This is a genomic window from Streptomyces sp. NPDC007896, from assembly GCF_042959425.1.
GTDB lineage: Bacteria > Actinomycetota > Actinomycetes > Streptomycetales > Streptomycetaceae > Streptomyces.
Genome location: NZ_JBIBKX010000017.1, coordinates 58,489 through 77,495, shown reverse-complemented (window position 1 = coordinate 77,495; position 19,007 = coordinate 58,489). Strand labels below are relative to the sequence as shown.

Sequence of the window (19,007 nt, the reverse complement as noted above, 5' to 3'; positions counted from 1 at the left end):
GTCATCGGTACCGCCCGGCCAGCCGTCGGCGGTGGGCGGCCGGTGAGCCGAACAGAGAACGGTTGAGCGTGGCGCGCTTGAGGTGGACGTGGATTCCGCTCTCCCACGTGTAACCCATGCCGCCGTGCAGTTGCATCGCCTTGCCGACGACATCGACCGCGGCGGCGCAGACGTACGACTTCGCCATCGAGGCCGCGGCTCCCGCCTCGACATGGTCCTCGGCGATCAGGCGCACGGCCTCGGACACCAGGTGCCGGGAGACCGAGAGCCGTACCAGCATGTCCGCGCAGGCGTGCTTCACGGCCTGGAAGGATCCGACCGGACGCCCGAACTGCTCACGGCCGCGGGTGTGCGCGACCGTCGCCTCCAGCATGGCCTCGGCGAGACCGAGGCTGTCGCAGGCCGTCGCGACGGCCGCGCGGTCGAGCAACCGGTGCACGGCGCGCCGCGGTTCGCTTGCGAAGCGCAGCACGCATCCCTCGTCCGGGGCCACCGCCTCGGCACGCACCCGAGCGAACCGGCGGGTGGCGTCCAGGACCGGCTGCCCGGTCACCGTCAGCCCCTTGGCCCCCGGGGCGAGGAGGACGACGACCGGTGTGCCGGCCGGGTCGAGCGCCAGAAGCAGCAGTCGGTCGGCCTCGGCGGCGTCGGGCACGAAGCCCGCGTGACCGCTCAGCCGTGGCCCCGCCGGGGAGTCCTCGATCCGGAAGGGCACGGCGCCATCCCCGTCGTCGAGGGTGCCGGCGACCAGGGTGTCGTCGGTGGCGTCCACCAGGGCGGCGGTCAGGGCCTCCGCCCCGTTCGCCGTCCGGCGCAGCAACGCGTCCCGCTCGGCGGTGGGTTCGAGCGCGGTCAGTGTCCCGGCGGCCAGCACGGCCGCTCCGAAGTACCCGGTGCGGGCGGCCGCCCGGCCGAGTTCCTCCAGCACCACCGCCGTCTCCGCGAAGGTCACCCCCGCGCCGTCCAGCTCCTCGGGAACCTCCAGGCCGAGCCACCCGGCCTCGGCCAGGCGCCGCCGGGGCACCCCTTCGGACGCCTGTCCCTTCGCGAGCAACTCGCGGGCGACCACGCGCAGTTCGGCGCGCACCTCGGTCTCCGGCGCGGCGGCCATCAGTTCCCCACCGGCTCTCGGGGCAGTCCGAGACCGCGCTCGCCGATGATGGTGCGCTGGATCTCGCTCGTCCCGCCCGGGATGGTCCACTCCCACGAGCCGATGAAGTCGAGCAGCCAGGCGCCGGACTCCCAGCCGCTGGAGGCCGGCTTCGCCAGCACCGTGTGCCCGGCCGGTCCCGCGATCTCGACGCCGAAGTCCATGGTGCGCTGGAGCAGTTCGCTGTAGTAGAGCTTGACGATCGAGGCGTCGGCCGGGCCCACGGCGCCGAGGGCGTGCCGCTCCACCAGGTCGCGGCACAGCGCCCGCAGGCCGGTGATCTCGGTCTCCAGGGCCGCCAGCCGGTCGGTCACACAGGGGTCGTCCAGGGGCCGCCGCCCGTGCGGACCGGTCCTTGCGCACGTCTCCACCAGCCACCGGAACCCGGCGTTGCCCAAGCGCTCGGCCAGTTCCAGCATCGTCATGCCGCGCTCGGCGCCCAGCGTCCGCTGGGCGACACGCCACCCTTCGTTCACGGGCCCGACCAGGTCGGCCGCGGGAACGACGACGTCGTCGAGGAAGATCTCGCAGAAGTGGGCGCCGCCGGTGGCCTGACGGATCGGCCGTACGTCGATGCCCGGGCTGCGCATGTCCAGCAGGAAGTACGAGATGCCGTGCCGTTTCGGCGCGTGCGGGTCGGTCCGCGCGAGCAGCAGGCACCGGTCGGCGTGCAGCGCGCCGCTCGCCCACAGCTTCTGGCCGTTGACGAGGTAGCCCTCGCTCTGCTCGCGGGCGGTCGTGCGCAGGGCGGCGAGATCGGACCCGGCCTCGGGCTCGGAGAAGCCCTGGACCCAGATCTCACCGTCCAGGATCGCCGGGAGGTGGCGTCGGCGCTGCGCGTCGGTGCCCGCGACGAGCAGCGTGGAGGCGGCGTGGTGGATCGCGACGAAGGCCAGGACCAGTCTGGGCGCGTCCCGTGCGGCCAACTCCTGGTAGAGCACGATCTGCTGGGCGACCGGCATCCCGCCGCCCCACTCCCGCGGCCAGTGCGGGACGGCCAGGCCGGCCCCCCGCAGCCGCTGGAACCACTCCTTCTGGAACTCGACGAACTCCGCCTCCGGCACGCCGGTCTGGTTCCGCCGCCACTGCGCGGGCACGTGCTCCCGACACCACTCCCGCACGGCGACACGGAACTCGCCGAGGTCGTCCGGCCAGGTCGACCGGTGTGTCATGGTCACCGCCCCTTCCGGAGTGCCGCGAGCTGCCGCTGGTCGTGTGTCACCATGTCGGCCGTCCGTATGGGTCGTCGGCGTCGTTGAACAGCCCGGTCAGGCCCCGCCGGTCCACCAGCCGTGCCAGCCGGTCGCGGGTGGCGGACAGGCCGAGCGGCAGTCGGCGTACCGGCTGGCTGTAGCGCGACAGCCAGGACAGGAACGCCTCGTCGCAGAACCCGGTGGCGCCCTGCAACTGGTGTGCGACGCGGAACACGGTCTGGGCCGCCTCCAGCGCCGCCAGTCGGAGTGCGAGCGCGTCGGCGAGCGCGTCCGCGGGGCTGTCCCGCAGGCTCCACAGCGCGTACTTGGCCAGCATCTCGACGCCGCCGCGCTCGACTTCGGCGTCGGTGAGCTGGAACTGGACCGCCTGGAAGGCCGAGAGGGGCTGGCCGAACTGGGTGCGGACGACCACGTGCGCGCGGGTGAGGTCGATCGCCCGGTCGAGCATCCCGAGCAGGGTCCAGCACGGCAGGACCAGTCCGAGCACGGCGTCCGCCGCCCCGTCGCCGTCGATCCGCGTCAGGTCGAGGTCGGCGACGAAGGCCGAGTGGCGGGGCGGTGAGCTCCGCGGCAGGGCGAGGGCGTGGCTGCGCTCGCCGTCCAGTGTCACGGCCACCCAGCGCAGGTCGAGGTCGGCCACCGCACCGGCCGGGGCGTTGTCGCCGACGACGAGCAGCGCGTCGGCGTCGAGGTCGGTGGGCCGGGAGAGGCGCTCGGCCACCGGGTAGGCCAGGGCCCAATGGCCGGCGGCCCGGCAGACCGCGGCCGCCGCCTCCAACTCGTCGGCGCTGCCCCGTACGTCCAGCTCCCAGGCGCCGAGCTCGGCCAGGACCGGCGCCACGAGTTTCTCGCGACGGTCCGGCTCCTCCTCGGCCTGCTGTACGAGCCGGTCGCCGCCGGCCGCCTCCAGGGCCCGCAGCACCTGGCGGCCGTACTCCGTCGCCTCCCTGCTCAGGTCGATGTTCACGCGGCCGCCAGCAGGGCCCGGGCCAGCAGGATGCGCTGCATCTCGATGCTTCCCGACGCGACGGTGGACGCCTGCGCGTACCGCCAGTGGTCCTGGACCGCGCGCCGGAATCGGCGACCGTCCGCATCGGTGAGCCGACCGTGCCCGGCGATCTCCATGAGCACCTCGGCGCTGTCCTGGTCGAGTTGGGTGACCGCGATCCGGTAGGCGGCGGTGTCGGCCGGGCTGACCCTTCCTTCGAGTTGGAGCGACAGCACGCGGTAGGCCAGCAGCCGGGCCCGTCGGCAGTGCACCAGCATCCCCGCCCATCGGCCCCGCAACTCCCCGGGCAGGGTGTCCCATTGCTCTCCGAGGGCGGACGGTGCGGACTGCAGGAGGCGCTCGCAACGCGCGTACCGGGCGATGCCCACCCGCTCGAACGCGAGTACCTCCCGTACGACCTTCCAGCCGTCGTCCACCGTGCCCAGGACGTCGGCCGGGCCGACCCGGACCTCGTCGAGGAAGACCTCGTTGAGGTGGTGCGGGCCGATCATGGAGCGGATGGGCCGGACCTCGATGCCCGCCCGTTCCATCGGCACGAGGAAGATGGTCAGCCCGTGCTGCTTCTTGGCCCCCCGCGAGGTGCGGGTGAGCAGGAAGCACCACTGGGCCATGGTGGCGTAGGAGGTCCAGATCTTCTGGCCGGAGACCTGCCAGCCGCCCCCGTCCGGGCGGGCCGCCGTACGCAGGGACGCCAGGTCGGATCCGGCGTCCGGCTCGCTGAAGCCCTGGCACCAGATCACCTCACCGCGGGCGATCGGGGGCAGGTGCCGGCGCTGCTGTTCTGCTGTGCCGTGCCGCATGATCGCGGGCCCCACCCAGTTGACGCCCATGTACTGCGCTCCCCGGGGTTCGTGGTGCGCCCACATCTCCTCGCGGACGACGGTCTGCTCCCACACCGAGGCGCCCCGGCCGCCGAACTCCTCGGGCCAGGCCAGGCACAGCAGTCCCCGGTCGGCCAGCAGCCGGCAGAAGCGCTGGGCGACCTCCAGATCGGCCGGGTCCTCGGTGAACGCGCCCAGGAAGTCGGCCGGGACGTGCTCGCGCACCATGCCGCGCAGCTGTGCCCGCAGCGTGGTGGCCCTCTCCCCCATCCGGAAGTCCATGGCGCCCACGGTATTTCAATCCTTGCAATGATTGCTAGCCTTGAGAACGAACAAGGCGAGAGTCTCCCAGCCGGTTGACGCCGACACGTCACCGTGGAAGCATCATCCACACATATGGAGAATGCCATTCTCGATCGCGAGATTGCGGTATGCATCAGCGTCTGAGGCGGCCGAGGTAAGGACGAGTTCTGCGATGTTTTCGGCGCTCCTGATCGAGAAGGGCGAGACGGGTCGGGCGGTCTCGCTCACGCGGCTGGACGAGGCGGATCTGCCCGACGGCGACGTCGGCATCGAGGTGGAGTATTCGACGCTGAACTACAAGGACGCTCTCGCCATCACGGGCACCTCACCCGTGGTCCGCAGCTTCCCGATGGTGCCCGGCATCGATCTCGCGGGCGTCGTCACCGACAGCGCGCACGCGGACTGGCACAAGGGCGACCGCGTCGTACTCAACGGCTGGGGCGTCGGCGAGAACCACTGGGGCGGCCTCGCGCAGCGCGCCCGCGTCAAGGGGGACTGGCTCGTGTCCCTGCCCACCGCCTTCACCGCCCGGCAGGCGATGGCCATCGGCACGGCGGGCTACACGGCGAGCCTGTGCGTGGGCGCCCTGCTGGAGCACGGGGTCCGCCCGGAGCAGGGCGAGATCCTGGTGACGGGGGCGACGGGCGGCGTCGGGGGCGTCGCGATCGCGCTCCTGACGAAGGCCGGCTTCGAGGTGGCCGCCGCGACCGGCAAGGCGTCGGAGGCCGAGTACCTCCAACAACTCGGCGCCGTGGCCGTGTTGGACCGCGCCGCATTCTCGGCGGCCGGCCGGCCGCTGCAGAAGGAGCGCTGGGCGGGTGTCATCGACTCCGTCGGCAGCCACACGCTGGCCAACGCCTGTGCCCAGACGCGCTACGGCGGCACGGTCGCCGCCTGCGGCCTGGCCCAGGGCATGGACTTCCCTGCGTCGGTCGCCCCGTTCATCCTGCGCGGGGTGTCCCTGCTCGGGATCGACAGCGTGCGGGCACCACGCACGGCACGGACGACCGCCTGGGACCGGCTCTCGCGCGACCTGGACGGGGACGCGCTGGACGCGATCGCCCAGGAGATCGGCCTGAGCGACGCGATCGCCGCGGCGGGCCGGCTCATGGAGGGCGAGGTGCGCGGCCGCGTCGTCGTCGACGTCAACCGATAGACCGTTCAGCCGTTGAGCCGTTCAACCGGGAGCATCGGGAGCAGGCGTGAGCAAGAAGTCCACCGAAGCAGAGATCACCGAACTCGACCTCTCCGACGTCGACCACCGCGTGGGCAAACCGGTCGGTGGCGGGCAGTTGTGGGACCCGTGCAGCACCTCCGACATCCGCCGCTGGGTGATGGCGATGGACTACCCCAATCCGCTCCACTGGGACGAGGAGTTCGCCCGCGACTCCAAGTTCGGCGGCCTCGTCGCACCGCAGTCCATCGCGGTCGGCCTGGACTACGGGCACGGCGCCCAGCCCGCCTGCGTGGGATACATCCCCGGCAGCCACCTGATCTTCGGCGGCGAGGAATGGTGGTTCTACGGCTGCCCCGTACGGGCCGGGGACAAGCTCTTCCAGGAGCGGCGCTTCCACGACTACAAGGTGGTGGAGACGAAGTTCGCCGGACCCACGATGTTCTCGCGCGGCGACACCACCCACACCAACCAGCACGGCACGCTCGTGGCGCGCGAGCGCTCCACCGCGATCCGCTATCTCGCCCTCGAAGCGGAGAAGCGCGGCATGTACCAGGACCAGAGTCTGGTGGTGAAGCGCTGGAGCGACACCGAGCTGAACGAGATCGAGAAGCTGCGCCACGAGTGGCTCCTGTCGAACCGGCTGGGCGTGTCACCGCACTTCGAGGAGGTGCGCGTAGGCGACAAGCTGCCCCGGCGTGTGATCGGTCCGCACAGCATCGCCAGCTTCACCACCGAGTACCGCGCCTTCCTCTTCAACATCTGGGGCACGTTCCACTGGGTGGCGCCGCCCGGCGTCAAGGACCCCTGGATCAACCAGGATCCCGGCTGGGTGGACGGCTTCGGCTTCGACGAGGAAGGCGCCAAGATCGACCCGCGCAAGCGCGACGGGCTCTATGTCGGACCCTCGCGCGGCCACATCGACAGCGACAGGGCGAGCGAGATCGGCATGGGGCGCGCCTACGGCTACGGCGCCACGCTGGGCGCCTGGTGCACCGACTACCTCTCCTACTGGGCCGGCCACGACGGCATGGTGCGCCATTCCAAGGCGAACTTCCGCGGCCCCGCCTTCGAGGGTGACGTGACCTATTTCGACGCCGAGGTCGTCGGCAAGGAGACGGAGTCGACATGGGGCGTGCCGCTCGTCCAGGTGAAGCTGCGGCTCAGCGACCAGAACGGCGGCCTGCTGGTGGACTGCACGGCCGAGGTCGAGCTGCCGTACTAGCACGGCGAGGAGCTATGGGGCGGTGGGCGATGGGCACTGAGACGAACGCCGAGTCCGTACGGACCCTTTCGATCGTGTCGGGGCCGCCGTTGAGCGCCGAACCGGGGCTCGGGCCGCTCACGTTGCCCGGCTTCCTGCGCGAGGTGACGGCGCTGTACGGCGACCGCGAGGCGCTGGTGATGCGTACGGCGGAGGGCACCACCCGCTGGACGTACGCCGAGCTCTGGGAGCGCGCCCTCGAGGTGGCGCGCTCCCTGCGGGCGTGCGGCGTGGGCAAGGACAGCCGGGTGGGCGTCCTGATGACCAACCGCCCCGAATGGATCGCGGCGGTGTTCGGCACCTCGCTGGCGGGCGGGGTGGCCGTCACGCTCAGCACGTTCTCGACACCGCCCGAGCTGGAGCATCTGCTCCAAGTGTCCTGCGTTTCCGTGTTGTTGTTCGAGCGACGGGTGCTGAAGAAGGATCTGGCCGCCGTTCTCGCCGAGTTGGAGCCCGAGATCGGCAAGGGAGTGCCCGGCACACTGCGGTCGGCGAAGTTCCCGTTCCTGCGCCGGCTCGCCATGGTCGGGGAAGCGCTGCCTGACGACGCCATCGACACCTGGGAAGCCTTCCTGGCGCGCGGGCACGAGGAGTCGCGCGAGCTGGTCGAGGCGACGGCCGCGGCGGTGCGGCCGAGCGACACGGCCGTGCTCTTCTTCTCCTCGGGCTCGACGAGCAGGCCGAAGGGGATCCTGAGCGCGCATCGCGGTGTCGCCATCCAGCTGTGGCGTTTCCGGCGCATGTACGGATTCGCCCCGGAGGACGACATCCGCTGCTGGACGGCCAACGGCTTCTTCTGGTCGGGGAACTTCGCCATGGGCCTCGGTACGACCTTCGCCAGCGGCGGGTCCCTGGTGCTGCAGTCGACCTTCGCCGCCGCCGAGGCGCTCGACCTCATGCAGGCGGAGCGGGTGAACTTCCCCCTCGCCTGGCCGCACCAGTGGGCCCAGCTCGAAAGCGCGCCCAACTGGAGCCAGGTGGATCTGAGCAGCGTACGGTTCGCGGATTTCAGGACCCCGATCGCCCAGCACCCCACGGTGTCGGGCCAGTGGCACGAACCGGGAAGCGCCTACGGCAACACGGAGACCTTCACGATCACGACGTGCTTCCCGGCCGACACCCCGCCGGAAGTGACCGCGGGCAGCAGTGGCGAGCCGCTGCCGGGCGTGGCGGTCAAAATCATCGATCCCCTCACGGGCGCCGTCGTCGAGCGTGGCGAACGCGGTGAGATATGCGTCAAGAGCCCCACCCTGATGCTGAGTTACCTCGGCACACCGCTCGACGAGACGCTCGACGCCGAAGGCTTCTTCCCCACCGGCGACGGCGGACACCTCGACGAGAGCGGCCGGCTCTTCTGGGAGGGCAGGCTCACCGACATCATCAAGACGGGCGGCGCGAACGTCTCACCGCTCGAGGTGGACGAGGCACTCTACGACTGTCCCGGCGTCAAGGTGGCCCGCACCGTGGGCGTCGCTCACGAGACACTCGGCGAGGTCGTCACCGCCTGCGTCGTCCCCCACGAGGGCGCGGGCCTCGAACCCGGGGAGATCCTCGCGTTCCTGCGGGAACGCCTGGCGAGCTACAAAGTGCCGCGCCATGTGCTCTTCTTCCGCGACGAGGAGATCACGCTCACGGGCAGCGCGAAGATCAAGTCGAGCGATCTTCGCGAACTGGCCGCCGATCGGCTGCGCGGACAGCCGACCACGCGGCTGCACGGGTAGCCGTACGCCACGGCCCCCTTCACGGCACGGCCCTCGTGTCAGAAGCCCCGCCGCTGGATGGTGTGGGCCGCCCGCGCCAGTTCTTCCTGGAAATCGGGGTGGGCGACGGCGATCAGACGCCGGGTGCGCTCGGCCAGGGTCTGTCCCCTGAGCTCGGCCGCGCCGAATTCGGTGACGATCACATCCACGTCGCTACGGGCGGTGGTGACCGGTCCCGACAGGTCGGCGGTGATCCTGCTGACGGTGCCGCCCTTGGCGGTGGCGGGCAGCGCGATGATGGCGTGCCCCCCGGGCGAGCGGGCGCCGGCACGGACGAAGTCCACCTGCCCGCCGGTGCCGCCGAGGTAGGAGGGACCGCTCTGTTCCGCGTTCACCTGGCCGGTCAGATCGACCTCCAAGGCCGAGTTGATGGTGACCAGTCGGTCCAGCCGGGCGAGCACCGCGGCATCGTGGGTGTACGAGGTGGCGCACATGCGGATCCGCGGATTGCGGTGGGCGAATTCGTAGAGGCGCTTCGTGCCGATCAGGGCGCCGTTGACCGAGACCCCACGGTCGATGCGTTTGCGCGCGTTGGTGACGACTCCCGCCTCCACCAACTCGACCAGGCCGTCGCCCAGCATGCCGGAGTGCACACCGAGGTCCTTGCGGTCGTGCAGCAGTCGAAGGAGGGCGTCCGGGACGGCGCCGACCCCGGTCTGGATGACCGAGCCGTCCTCGACATAGGCGGCGGCGTGTCGCGCCATGGCCGCCTCCGTCGCGCCGATCCTCCCTGGTGGCACCTCCACCGGCAGGCGGGAGACATGTACGGCGACATCGATCTCCGCCGCGGGCAGCAGTTCCCCGTGGGTGAAGGGCACCTGTTCGTTCACTTCCGCCACGACGACGCGCGCCTTGGTGACCGCGGCCCGCACATGGTCGCTGATGAGGCCGAAGCTGTGGTCTCCGTTCGCGTCGGCGGGACTGACCTGTACGAAAGCGACGTCGCAGCCGATGGTCCCGGCCTCGATCATCGGGGCGATCTGGCTGACATGGCAGGGGATCACGCCGAGCCTGTGTTCCTTGGTCAAGGAGCGCAACGCGCCGATCGCCCCCATGCTGGCCAGGGAGAACCCGCTCACCGCCGCCGGGGTGAAACGTCCGGAGAAGCTGGTCGCTATGAAGGCCGAGAGACCACCGATGCCGGGGCCCTGTTCGATCAACGCCTCGACCAACGTGGTCGGTTCACCGCAGGCCTGGCCCATGACGATGTGGTCACCGGGTCGCAGGAACGCGGTCAGGTCCAGGTCACCGACGTCGGAAACGGCCTTCACGCCCGTCCCCCTGAAGCCAGCAGCGCCTGTGCGCGGGCGAGATGGGGCCGGTCGAGCATGGCGCCCCGGTGGCCGATGGCGCCGACACCGGGACGGGCGGCGAAGAGATCGACGATCTCCTGGGCCGCGGCCAGTTCCTGTTCAGTGGGGGTGAAGGCCGCGTTGATCACATCGACCTGGGCGGGGTGAATCGCCAGCATGCCTCGGTAGCCGTCACGGCGTACCTTCTCGGCCCGCTCGCGCAGTCCCTCCCCATCACGGAAGTCGCCCTGGATGGTCTCGATGGGGGCCACACCGGCGGCGGCCGCTCCCAGGAGACACAGGCTTCTGGCCAACTCGTAGGTGAATCCGTAGCTTCCGTCGGGGTTGCGGTTCTCGCTGGCGCCCACGGAATCGGCGAGGTCCTCCGCCCCCCAGGTCATGGCGACCATCCTCGGCGCGCCCTGGTAGGTGCCGGTGGTGAACATGCCCTCGGCCGTCTCGGTCACCAGGACGATCACCTTCGTCGAGCCCTGCTCCCTGCCGGCGGAGACCTCCAACGCGGACAGATAGTGGTCCAGAACATCCACATCCGCACGGCCGCGCACCTTGGGAAGCATGATGCCGCCGGGCCCCGCGGGGATCACCGCCGCCAGGTCCGCCAACGCGTGAGGGCCGTCCAGGGGATTGATCCGCACCCACAGCCGGCCTCTCTCCTCGGGCGACCGGACCGCCAGGAAGGAGGAGATCATCGCTCGGGACTTGGGCTTTCCCTCCTCGGCCACCGCGTCCTCCAGGTCGAGGAGCACGATGTCCGCCGGACCGGCGGCCGCCTTCTCCATCTTCCGTTCGCTGTCGCCGGGGGCGAACAGCCAGGAGCGTGCGCTGAAGGGTTCTCCGGTACTGGTCACTGCTTCTGCGACTCCCTCGCTCAGGTGTCTGCCCTGCCCAGGTCGGCCATGATCTCCTCGGTGTGGGCGCCCAGCCGAGGGGCAGGACCGGCGACACGACCTGGAGTTCGTGAGAACCAGGCCGGCATGCCGGGAAAACGGACGGGGCCGTTCGGACTGTCCACCGTCTCGAAGAACCCCGCTTCGTTCAGATGCGGATTGTCGAACAGCTCGTCGAGGGTGCGGACCGGCGCGGCGGGAATGTCGAGGGATCTGAGCAGGTCGAGCCAGTCCTGCGTCGTACGCTCCAGGAAGGTCTCCCCCAACAGGGCGTACACGGTGTCGATCTGACGGGCGCGCTGTTCGAGGGTGGCGAAGTGCTCCCCCGCCCACGTCGGCTTCACGGCACTCACGAAGGCCGACCACTGCTTGTCGTTGTAGACCAGCGCGGAGATGTGGCCGTCCTTGGTCCGGTAGGGCTTCCGGTGGGGCGTCACCGCGCGGGGGTACGCCGCGGAGCCCAAGGGAGGGCTGAACATCGCGCCGTTGGCGTGCTCGACCAGCATGAACGCGGCCATGGTTTCGAACATGCTGACTTCCACCTCCTGGCCCTCACCGGTCCGCTCGCGGTGGAACAGCGCCATCATGGTGGCGTACAGGGCGGTCATTCCGGCCACCTTGTCCGCCATGATGGTGCCGACATAGCTGGCCTGCCCGGTCAACTGCTCCTGCGCGAACGGCAGACCGCACTCCGCCTGGATGGTGTCGTCATAGGCGGTGAGATCGGCGTCGGGGCCGCGGCGGCCGTATCCGTAACAGTTGGTGTAGATCACCGACGGATTGACGGCGGCCACTTCCTCGTAGCCGAATCCGAGCCCGGCGATCGCCTTCGCACGCATCGAATGGATGAACACATCGCCGCTCCTGATGAGTTCGCGCAACGCGTCCTTGCCGTCGCCGGAACGCAGATCCAACACCACGCTGCGCTTCCCGCGGTTCACATTGACGAAGACGCCCGCCATGCCCGGTTCCGGCCCGACCGATATGTAGCGGGTGTTGTCGCCGTCGGGGGGCTCGATCTTGATCACGTCCGCCCCCATGTCGGCCATGATCTGGGTGCAGTAGGGGCCCATGACCATCGCCGTCAGATCGATCACACGCACTCCCGACAGCGGGCCGGTGTGTGTCCTCGGGCCGATCCGCGGCGCGCCTGCCTTCACGTGTCGACCACTCCTCCATCAGCGGGGGCGGACCTGGCATGCGGCCCGAGCCTATAGGATGAATCTTTACAAGGATAGTGATAATAAGATGGCATGAGCCGTACCGATGCCGGTGGCACACCGCAGTACGCACATGAGGGTTCCCGGGGCCTGACGTCCGGTCGGGGAAGGGCCGTCCCGGGGAGCATCGCCGAGGTACTGGACGCCTCGCTCACCGCCCGCCCGCACGCGACGGCGATCGAGGCCGTCTCCGGCGCCTGGTCGTACGCCGAACTCGACGACCGGGCCCGACGCGCGGCCGGCGCGCTGTGGTCGCTCGGCGTACGCCCCGGCGACCGCGTCGCCGCCTGCCTCCCCAACGACCTCGACATCGTCGCCGCTTTCCACGGCGCGCAGCGGATCGGAGCCGTCTGGGCGGGCATCGGTGAGGCGCTCGCGGCAGGCGAGCAGCGGGAGTTGTACGAGCTCTGCGAGCCGACGGTCGTCCTGGCCGGACCGCGCTGCCGACTGAGCTCGCCCGACTGTGTCGACCCCGATCGATGGTCCGGGCTCGTGGCGAGCGCCGCACCGGCTCCCCGGGTCGAGCAGGCTCTCGACGCCCCGGCCGGCATCGCGTTCACCAGCGGTACGTCGGGACGCCCCAAGGCGGTCGTGCACAGCCAGCGCAACCTGCTCCTGCCCGGCGCGGCCCTGGTCGCCACCCGCGGCTGGGGCCCCGAGCTGCGCAAGGGCGACAGCTTCCCGCTGACGATCCTCAACCTCATGGTGCTGTCGACCCTGCTCACCGCACAGGCCGGGGGATGCTCCGTGGTCATGGACCGGCGTGATGTCGACGGGGTCGCCGACTGGATCTCCGCGCGGCGCGTCACGGTGTGGAACGGCGCCCCCGCCCAGCTCTACGACCTCGCCGCGCGCCCGCACCTCGACCTCGGCCCGCTTCAGGAGGTGTGGAGCGGGGGCAGTGACACACCGGACGCGCTGCGCCGGGCGTTCGCCGAGGCGCACGGGCTGGTCCCCCGGGTCACCTACGGCCTGACCGAGGCACCGACCGTCGTGTCCATCGACCCACCGGGCCACGAGTGGCACCCGGGCACGAGCGGGCTGGTGCTGCCGCACTACGACGTCGCGGCGTACGACGACGAGGGGCGACGCCTGCCGGCCGGGGAGCTGGGCGAGTTGCGGCTGGGCGGGACCACCGTCGGGCCGTGGGCCAACATGTGGCGGCCGATGCTCGGGTTCTGGGAGCGCGGCGGCGTCCGGCGACCGGAGCCCGGCCCGGTCCCCACCGGTGACATCGGCACCGTCGGCGGCGAGGGGTGGCTGACGGTGCTGGACCGCAAGAAGCTCGTCATCATCCGGGGCGGCGCGAACGTCTACCCACTGGAGGTGGAACGGGTCGTCGCGACGCACCCGGACGTCGCCGCGGTCGCCGTGTGCGCGGTACCGGACGACCGACTCGGGCAGAGGGTGGCCGCGGTGGTCCAAAGTGCCGGCCCCCCGCTCGACGTCGAGGCCCTCACCGCGCACTGCCGGCGCGCGCTCTCCCCGTACAAGGTTCCGGAGATCTGGTCCCAGGTGGACGCCCTGCCGTTGAACGCGATGGGCAAGGTGCAACGCACCCGGCTGGCCGAGCTCGTGGACCCGCGACGGCGGCCCGGAACAGCCTGAAGTCCCCCCGCGTATCACTGCTAGCCTTGCAATCATGGAACGTACGGGGTCCGAGCACACCAAGATCGGGCAGATGCGCATGGCGGAGCTGGTGGCCGCCGCGCTGCGCGACCGGATCCTCGCGGGAGGCATCGGCGACGGCTCCACGCTCCCCAAACAGGACGAGCTCGTCGCGGAGTTCGGTGTCAGCTACCCCTCGGTGCGCGAGGCGCTGCGGATCCTGGAGACCGAGGGCTTCATCACCGTGCGCCGTGGCAACCGCGGCGGCGCCACGGTGCACGCTCCCGACATCGGGACCGCCGGCTACGCCCTCGGTCTGACGCTCCAGGCGATGCAGGTCGGGGTTCCCGACCTCGGCGCCGCCCTCGCCACCCTCGAACCGCTGTGCGCGGCTCACTGTGCGCAGCGGGCGGACCGCGAGCGCGCGGTGGTGCCGCAGCTGCGGGAGTTGCTCGCCGCGAGCGAGAGCTGCATCGACGACGGTGCGGCGTTCACCCGGGCCTCGCGCGAGTTCCACGACGTCGTCGTCGGGTTCGACCCCAACGCGACCCTGCGCGTCGTCGTGAAGAGCCTCACGTCCCTCTGGTCGGTCCAGGAGGAGGCCTGGGCGGACCTCCAGGTCTCGCGGGGCGACTACCCCTCGCGCGCCGACCGCGCCCTCGCGCAGCGGGCGCACGAACGTCTCGTGACGAGCATCGAGCAGGGCGACGCCGACGAGGCCGCGCGGATCGCCGAGGAACACCTCACGGCGACCCAGCGCTGGGTGTGCCGCACGCTCAAGAACCGGGTCATCGACGCCGCGTCCGCCCGTAGCCGCATGCGGTTCCGCCGCGGCTGACGCCTGGCGACATGAAATCAGTAAGCTGTTAATCCTTGTAAGGATGGAGAGCCCGGCCTAGGATGCCTGCCGGGCCGGTCCGCGGTCAGCGCCTCAGCCGCCCCCGACACGCCCTGCCGTCGAAGGGAGACCCGCGTGGCGCCCGACCCCGATGTCGCCGCACGGATGTTCGGCCTCGACGGCCGGGTGGCGGTCGTGACCGGTGCCTCGTCGGGTCTGGGAGCGTCGGTGGCTCACGCACTCGCCTCGCTCGGCGCCCGGGTCGCCGTGGTGGCCCGCCGTCACGACCGACTGGCCGAGCTCGCCCAGGGGATCGACGGTCTCGCCGTCCCCTGCGACCTGTCCGACCTCGACCGGATCGGCTCCGTGGTGCCGACGGTCGTCGAGGGACTGGGACCGCCGGAGATCCTCGTCAACGCCGCCGGGAACATGTTCACGACCGAGCGCGCGGAGTCCGAACCGCTCGACGCCGTCCGCCGCACCATGGACCTCAACCTGTTGGCCCCGTTGCTGCTCGCGCAGGCCGTCTTCCCCCACATGCGCGCCCTCGGCCGGGGCGCGATCGTCAACATCTCGTCCATCAGCGGCCGGGTCGGCATCCCCGGCATCCCGCAGGCCTCGTACGCGGCGAGCAAGGCGGGCCTGTCCGGCCTGAGCGCCGAGCTCGCGGTGCAGTGGGCGCGGCATTCGATCCGGGTGAACACGGTCGCCCCCGGCTTCTTCCGCAGCGAGATCACCGGCCCGCTCTACGAGGGTGAGCGCGCCGCCGAGTACCTGCGCCGCAACACCCCGCTGCCCAAGGAGGGGACCGCCGACGACATCGTCGGCGCGGTCCTGTGGCTCGTCGGCGACGCCGGAAGCTATGTCACCGGACAGACGGTCGTCGTGGACGGCGGCTGGACCGCCCGCTGACAGCACCTCCTGCCGAGTAAAGGGGAACGGCTACGCTGAGGTCATGCCGTCCACACGTCGCACAGCGCGCCAGACCGACCTGCTGGAACGGCTGGTCGCCCTGCTGGCGGCGGAAGGTTTCGCCTCGTTCACGCTCGACGAGCTGACCGAGCGGCTGCGCTGCTCGAAGACGACGTTGTACCAACTGGCGGGCAGCAAGCAGGAGTTGGTCCGCGAGGCCGTGAAGCACTACTTCCGGAGTGCGGCCGAGGCCATCGAGAAGCAAGTGGCGGACACCTCCGCGCCCGCGGAGCGCGTGGTGGTCTACCTGAACGCGGTCGCCCAGCAGTTGAGGCCGCTGTCCCGGCGATTCCTCGACGACATGGCCGGATTCGAACCGGCCCGCGAGGTGTACGAGGCCAACACCCGCCTGGCCGCGGGCCGGATCAGACAGCTGATCGCGGACGGCGTCGCCGCAGGCGCGTTCCGTGACGTCCACGCGGCCTTCGTGGGCGAGGTCGTCGCCGCCACCATGCAGGAGATCCAGCGCGGCGAGGTGTCCGCGCGCACGGGACTGACCGACGCCGAGGCCTACGCCGAGTTGGCGTCGCTCATCGTGCACGCGGTCTCGCCCTGACCGCGGGGGTGGCGGCCGGGGAGCCGACACCCCAGTCCCGCAGCACCGACTCGGTGTCCGCGCCCGGCGCACCCGGAGCCGAGGGCCGCCGGTTGGGCGTGCGCGAGAAGCGCGGGGCCGGTGCGGCCTGGAGGATGCCGTCGACCTCGACGAGGGTGCTCCGGGCCACCACGTGCGGGTGCGCTCCCGCCTCCGCGAACGTCAGCACGGGGGTGACGCACGCGTCCGTACCCGCGAAGTGCGCGGTCCACTCGTCGCGTGTACGGGAGGCGAAGCGCTGCGCGAACCAGGCCCGCAGCGTGGGCCAGCCGCCACGGTCGCCCTGGGCGGGCAGCTGGGCCCCGGCGATGCCCAGTCCCTCCAGCAGCGCCGCGAAGAACTGCGGTTCGAGTGCGGCGACGGCCACGTACTTGCCGTCGCCGCACTCGTAGGTGTCGTAGAAGGGGGCGGCCCCGTCGAGGAGGTTGGCGCTCCGCTCGTCCGACCACTCGCCCATGCCGCGCAGCGCGTACGTCATCTGGCCCAGCAGGGCGGTCCCGTCGAGCATGGCGGAGTCCACGACCTGCCCGGCCCCGGAACGTGAGCGCTCCCAGAGCGCGGCCAGGACGCCGATGACCAGGAGCATGGACCCACCCCCGAAATCTCCCACCAGATTGAGCGGCGGGGGCGGCGGATCACCGGCACGGCCCATCGCGTGGAGCAGCCCGGTGAGACCGATGTAGTTCAGGTCGTGCCCGGGATCCTGGGCGAGCGGGCCGTCCTGACCCCAGCCGGTGACGCGTGCGTAGACGAGGCCCGGGTTCTCCCTACCGCAGTCCTCGGGGCCGACGCCGAGGCGCTCGGCGACGCCCGGCCGCAGGCCCTCGATCAGCACATCGGCCCGGGCGGCCAGCGCCCGTACCAACGCACGTCCCTCGGACTCCTTGAGATCGGCGAAGACCGACCTGCGGCCGCGCCGCACGATGTCGGTGGCGTCTTCCGGGCCGAGCCGCAGCGCCCGGCCGGAGGGCCGCTCGACGCGCACCACGTCGGCGCCGAGATCGGCCAGCACCATGGCCGCGTGCGGAGCCGGCCCGAGTCCCGCGAGCTCAAGGACGCGTAGACCGACGAGGGGGCCCCCGGATCCATCGCTGGACTGCATGGCATCACGGTACCAAAAACGATACTGTTGTATCGCTCGCCGTATCAATAATCTCCAGAGCGACCGAGGAAATCCCATGCCAGCTACCCGTACGCTTCCCGCGCCGGAAGCCGTCGACCTGATCGGCCTGACCCGTGAGCTCGCCGAGAAGGAGCTCGCGCCTCGCGTCGCCGAGGCGGAGGCCGAGGAGAAGTTCCCCCGTGAGGTCTTCCGCACGCTCGGCCGGGCGGGCCTGCTGAGCCTGCCCTACGCCGAGGAGTACGGCGGTGGGGACCAGCCCTACGAGGTCTACCTCCAGGTCCTCGAGGAGATCGCCGCCGTGTGGGCCAGCGTCGGGGTCGGCGTCTCGGTGCACGCGTTGTCCTGCTTCGCCCTCGCCTCCTTCGGCACCGAGGAGCAGCGGAAGGAGTGGCTGCCCGACATGCTCAGCGGCGAGCTGCTCGGCGCCTACTGCCTGTCCGAGGCCCACGCCGGTTCCGACCCCGCCGCGATGCGCACCCGGGCCGTCAGGGACGGCGACCACTACGTCCTGAACGGCGCCAAGGCGTGGACCACGCACGGTGGGCACGCGGACTTCTACACGATCATGGCGCGCACGTCCGACGCGGGCTCGGGCGCGATCTCCTGCTTCCTCGTCCCGGCCGACACCCCTGGCCTGATAGCCGATCCGCCCGAGCACAAGATGGGTCTGACCGGGTCGGCCACCGCGACCATCCGCCTGGAGGACGTGCTCGTCCCGGCCCATCGCCGCATCGGCGAGGAGGGCCAGGGACTCAAGATCGCCTTCGCCGGACTGGACTGCGGCCGACTGGGCATCGCGGCCGTCGCCACGGGCCTGGCCCAGGGAGCGCTGGACCACGCGCTGCGCTACTCGCGCGAACGGGAGACCTTCGGCCGCCCGATCATCGAACACCAGGGGCTGGCCTTCGTCCTCGCGGACATGGCCGCGGCGGTCCAGGCCTCCCGCGCCACCACGCTCGCCGCCGCCCGGCTCAAGGACCAGGGGCTCCCGTTCGCCTGCGAAGCGTCCATCGCCAAGCTGATCGCCACGGACAACGCCATGAAGGTCACCACGGACGCCGTCCAGGTCCTCGGAGGCGCCGGCTACACCCGCGACTTCCCGGTCGAGCGCTATATGCGGGAGGCCAAGGTCATGCAGATCTTCGAGGGCACCAACCAGATCCAGCGCCTGATCATCGGTCGCGCGCTGCGGGAGAGCGACCGGGGCACCCTCAGGGTTCAGAACTAGGGCGTGTCCGGCGGACCCCAGGAGTGCGGGAGCCCGTGAAGCCGGGCTCGTAGGGCGCGGGCCATACGGTCCGCGCCTTCCGTTGTCACCCGCTCCGGCTCCGGGCGGTCCAGGAGCCCGAAGATGCCCGGCCCACGGTGTGCGGCGGACAGATCCGCCATGCGCGGCACGATGTGGAAGTGCACGTGCGCGAAGCCCTGGGACTCGGCGAACTGGACGACGTAGGTCTTGAGGCAACCGGTCGCCTCGCGCAGCGCCCTGGAGAGCCTGACCTGCCACACTCCCAGGGCCCCGGCCTCGGCGTCGGTGAGGTCGTGGACGGCCGTGACATGCCGTCGCGGCAGCAGCACCAGCCAGCCGGGCACCGCGGTGTTGAAGCTGTGAGCCACCCGCCAGTACTCATCGGACACGACGCGTTCGCGGGGCGGAAGTTCGCCGAACCGTGCTTCCTGGCCGCAGGCGTAGCAGAGGGGAGTCGTCATGCCCCGGGATCGTAGAACGGACTTCAACCGCGGCACCAACGGTGAC

At 71.0% G+C, this 19,007-nt stretch carries 17 protein-coding genes; 8 read left to right on the top strand and 9 right to left on the bottom strand.

Annotated elements, in window-relative coordinates; genetic code table 11:
* Position 1: 1 nt before the first annotated feature.
* Genes ACFZDJ_RS41620 through ACFZDJ_RS41605 form a run of 4 tightly spaced genes read right to left on the bottom strand, consistent with a single transcriptional unit; the run spans position 2 to position 4,476 of the window.
* Positions 2–1,111, bottom strand: a complete 1,110-nt coding sequence (locus tag ACFZDJ_RS41620) for an acyl-CoA dehydrogenase family protein (protein WP_391067031.1) — start codon at positions 1,109–1,111, stop codon at positions 2–4.
* Entirely contained in the window at positions 1,111–2,322 is a 1,212-nt protein-coding gene (locus ACFZDJ_RS41615; protein WP_391067028.1) for an acyl-CoA dehydrogenase family protein, read from the bottom strand. The genes ACFZDJ_RS41620 and ACFZDJ_RS41615 overlap by 1 nt, the downstream gene beginning before the upstream one ends.
* A gap of 46 nt (positions 2,323–2,368) precedes the next feature.
* The gene (locus tag ACFZDJ_RS41610; RefSeq protein WP_391067025.1) at positions 2,369–3,331 is read right to left on the bottom strand and encodes an acyl-CoA dehydrogenase family protein; all 963 of its coding nucleotides are present in this window, start codon (positions 3,329–3,331) and stop codon (positions 2,369–2,371) included.
* Positions 3,328–4,476 (bottom strand): acyl-CoA dehydrogenase family protein, encoded by a 1,149-nt coding sequence (locus ACFZDJ_RS41605; protein ID WP_390933348.1) that lies wholly within the window; start codon positions 4,474–4,476, stop codon positions 3,328–3,330. Before ACFZDJ_RS41605 ends, ACFZDJ_RS41610 begins: the two co-directional genes overlap by 4 nt.
* A gap of 193 nt (positions 4,477–4,669) precedes the next feature.
* On the opposite strand from ACFZDJ_RS41605, the gene ACFZDJ_RS41600 reads away from it, so the two are divergent.
* Genes ACFZDJ_RS41600 through ACFZDJ_RS41590 form a run of 3 tightly spaced genes read left to right on the top strand, consistent with a single transcriptional unit; the run spans position 4,670 to position 8,656 of the window.
* Positions 4,670–5,653, top strand: coding sequence for an acryloyl-CoA reductase (locus ACFZDJ_RS41600; RefSeq protein WP_391067022.1), 984 nt, complete (start codon positions 4,670–4,672; stop codon positions 5,651–5,653).
* Positions 5,654–5,699: 46 nt separating this feature from the next.
* On the top strand, positions 5,700–6,896 hold the full coding sequence (locus ACFZDJ_RS41595) for a MaoC family dehydratase N-terminal domain-containing protein (protein ID WP_390933350.1): 1,197 nt from the start codon (positions 5,700–5,702) through the stop codon (positions 6,894–6,896).
* Between the two features lie 29 nt (positions 6,897–6,925).
* A complete protein-coding gene (locus ACFZDJ_RS41590) occupies positions 6,926–8,656 on the top strand; it encodes an AMP-binding protein (RefSeq protein ID WP_391067019.1) in 1,731 nt (576 codons plus the stop codon).
* 38 nt (positions 8,657–8,694) lie between these two features.
* On the opposite strand, the gene ACFZDJ_RS41585 is transcribed toward ACFZDJ_RS41590, so the two are convergent.
* The 3 genes from ACFZDJ_RS41585 to ACFZDJ_RS41575 are packed head-to-tail and all read right to left on the bottom strand — an operon-like array spanning position 8,695 to position 11,998.
* Positions 8,695–9,966, bottom strand: a complete 1,272-nt coding sequence (locus ACFZDJ_RS41585) for an acetyl-CoA hydrolase/transferase C-terminal domain-containing protein (RefSeq protein WP_391067017.1) — start codon at positions 9,964–9,966, stop codon at positions 8,695–8,697.
* Positions 9,963–10,856, bottom strand: coding sequence for an aldolase/citrate lyase family protein (locus ACFZDJ_RS41580; protein ID WP_391067014.1), 894 nt, complete (start codon positions 10,854–10,856; stop codon positions 9,963–9,965). Before ACFZDJ_RS41580 ends, ACFZDJ_RS41585 begins: the two co-directional genes overlap by 4 nt.
* A 20-nt stretch (positions 10,857–10,876) precedes the next feature.
* Positions 10,877–11,998, bottom strand: coding sequence for a CoA transferase (locus ACFZDJ_RS41575; RefSeq protein ID WP_391067287.1), 1,122 nt, complete (start codon positions 11,996–11,998; stop codon positions 10,877–10,879).
* Positions 11,999–12,148: 150 nt separating this feature from the next.
* Between ACFZDJ_RS41575 and ACFZDJ_RS41570 the strand changes: the two genes are divergently transcribed.
* The 4 genes from ACFZDJ_RS41570 (at position 12,149) to ACFZDJ_RS41555 (ending at position 16,089) form a co-directional block, all read left to right on the top strand.
* Complete coding sequence (locus tag ACFZDJ_RS41570; protein WP_391067011.1) at positions 12,149–13,723, top strand: AMP-binding protein; 1,575 nt, start codon at positions 12,149–12,151, stop codon at positions 13,721–13,723.
* Positions 13,724–13,757: 34 nt separating this feature from the next.
* The gene (locus ACFZDJ_RS41565) at positions 13,758–14,561 is read left to right on the top strand and encodes a FadR/GntR family transcriptional regulator (RefSeq protein WP_168505846.1); all 804 of its coding nucleotides are present in this window, start codon (positions 13,758–13,760) and stop codon (positions 14,559–14,561) included.
* 135 nt (positions 14,562–14,696) lie between these two features.
* Positions 14,697–15,473 carry an SDR family oxidoreductase gene (locus ACFZDJ_RS41560; RefSeq protein ID WP_391067008.1) on the top strand — a complete coding sequence of 259 codons (777 nt, stop codon included), beginning with the start codon at positions 14,697–14,699 and terminating at the stop codon, positions 15,471–15,473.
* Between the two features lie 43 nt (positions 15,474–15,516).
* Entirely contained in the window at positions 15,517–16,089 is a 573-nt protein-coding gene (locus ACFZDJ_RS41555) for a TetR/AcrR family transcriptional regulator (protein ID WP_054232974.1), read from the top strand.
* On the opposite strand, the gene ACFZDJ_RS41550 is transcribed toward ACFZDJ_RS41555, so the two are convergent.
* On the bottom strand, positions 16,064–17,230 hold the full coding sequence (locus tag ACFZDJ_RS41550; RefSeq protein ID WP_391067005.1) for a CoA transferase: 1,167 nt from the start codon (positions 17,228–17,230) through the stop codon (positions 16,064–16,066). The two genes, ACFZDJ_RS41555 and ACFZDJ_RS41550, sit on opposite strands and share 26 nt — an antisense overlap.
* Before the next feature lie 76 nt (positions 17,231–17,306).
* On the opposite strand from ACFZDJ_RS41550, the gene ACFZDJ_RS41545 reads away from it, so the two are divergent.
* Positions 17,307–18,479: an acyl-CoA dehydrogenase family protein gene (locus tag ACFZDJ_RS41545; RefSeq protein ID WP_390933358.1), complete on the top strand. Its 1,173-nt coding sequence runs from the start codon at positions 17,307–17,309 to the stop codon at positions 18,477–18,479.
* Here ACFZDJ_RS41545 and ACFZDJ_RS41540 read toward each other — a convergent pair.
* Positions 18,476–18,961 (bottom strand): HIT domain-containing protein, encoded by a 486-nt coding sequence (locus ACFZDJ_RS41540; RefSeq protein WP_391067002.1) that lies wholly within the window; start codon positions 18,959–18,961, stop codon positions 18,476–18,478. The two genes, ACFZDJ_RS41545 and ACFZDJ_RS41540, sit on opposite strands and share 4 nt — an antisense overlap.
* Positions 18,962–19,007 lie beyond the last annotated feature (46 nt).